A 1645-nucleotide genomic window follows, 5' to 3' on the forward strand; every position below is an offset into this window, starting at 1 on the left:
TCTTCCGATCTCTCTCGGCGCGTCGTTCCGCTTCTTGACGGCGTTGAAACTCAAGTTGAGCTACCTGCTGTATTTCGGTTAGTTGTTCCTCCGGTGTCAGCAATCTTTGTCCTTGTTCGTTGTACCAGTACAACCATTCTCGCGTGATTCCCTGAAATGTTCCCCTTTCTATGCCTATTCCCAAATTAATTTCAGGTAGCCAAATGGGATTTCCCGACAGCAAATTATATGAACCATTGACTAAATGACGCACTTCCAAAGGTGGTTTTTGGCGACGCAGGGGATTGTAAACTGCGTAGTACAAAACTCCCATTTTGGCATAAATGTCTTTTTTCCGCTTATATTCTCCTCCTGGTTTATGGGATACGACTTCCAGCACGAAAATGGGCGCTATATAATTTTCTTCCCAAAATACATAAGATGAGCGGAGTTCTTCATCAATAAACCGTTCTACTCCTAAGCTAAGAAAACCATCTGGCGCTATGGGGGATTCTTTGGAGTCATAGTAAATCCCCATATCCACTCCAAAAAACCAATCCCAACGGTTTGCCCACGCAAAAGCTAGTATTGTTTTCAGCAAGTGGGGAATTAAATCTTGCAGTTCGTTATCCACAGGTTTATCGTCAGAGTCGGGTAGGCACTCGGCTGGGGGCAAGCATTCCCACGATTTGTACTTTAACATGACGGATTTCCGCAATACTAATAGCTTTATGATAGCGAGCAGAAGTTGAGAATTTTATTAATCAATAAGCTGAGAGCTTGCACCTGCGATTTCAATTAATCTATTTGTAGCGAAACCCAATTATTTCAAATAACAATTTGGGTTTCGTTTCTCAACTAAACCTACAAATTAATTGGCTAGTCATAGCGCTGAAGCACAACAACGTACCTCTACTCGATCGAGCTTTTTTGGTGTTTGTTACGGTTGCGAAGCTTGCTTGGGAGTAACGCTTTCAATTGCTCGATTTATTTGAGTTGCTGTGAGCGATTGTACGAGAATAAGCTTAAACGGTTCTTGGGTAATCGATCGCGTATAAGCAGGGCTCAAATAAGCACGATATTCTGACGCATTTGTCAAGTAATTTTTAAAGAAAGCGGTACTCAAAGCATTAATATACGGTCGAGCGAGAGCCGGATCGGGGCCAACCAATTCAGGCGGAATAGGTAGCACGCTTCTCTCATCTCTGCTTTTGGCAATAGTCGTAAAATGCGTGGCGTTTTCGAGCAAAACTAAATACTTTTCTGGCGTAGTGAGCCAGGTAAAAGGTTGTATTTGTTCTGTTACTGCGGGTGTGAAAATATCGTCGGTGCCAGCAACTAGCATGACGGGAACTTTTATTTGACTTAAACCGCTTTGTCCGAAAACAGAGCTAGTTAAAGGATTGATAGCAAAGACTGCTTTAATGCGTTCGTCTTGTAAAGTATAATTTGAATTAGGTAATCTAGCTACGTCGCACTGAACTAATAGGGATAAGTTCAAAAATTGGTCGTTGTTACAATCTTTTTGCAGTTGGGGGAAATTCAGCTTTGCACCTGCTAATGCCAAACTTGTATAACCGCCTAAAGACTGACCGATCGCACCGACTTGCTGGAGATTTAATCTCCCTTTTAATGTGGGGTCTGATTGTGCGCGACGTTCCAGTTC

Annotated in this window: 1 protein-coding gene and 1 pseudogene; both read right to left on the reverse strand. The window is 42.6% G+C overall.

Annotation, left to right across the window (positions count from 1 at the left end; translation table 11 throughout):
• The coding region (locus H6S82_RS32095; RefSeq protein WP_191057413.1) for a Uma2 family endonuclease at nucleotides 1-682 on the reverse strand (682 nt) is incomplete at its 3' end.
• A gap of 237 nt (nucleotides 683-919) precedes the next feature.
• Nucleotides 920-1645 (reverse strand): annotated as a pseudogene (locus H6S82_RS32100) (dienelactone hydrolase); the annotation flags it as partial.

It is taken from the genome of Planktothrix sp. FACHB-1355 (genome assembly GCF_014748295.1).
In the GTDB taxonomy this organism is placed as follows: Bacteria; Cyanobacteriota; Cyanobacteriia; order Cyanobacteriales; family Aerosakkonemataceae; genus Aerosakkonema; species Aerosakkonema funiforme_A.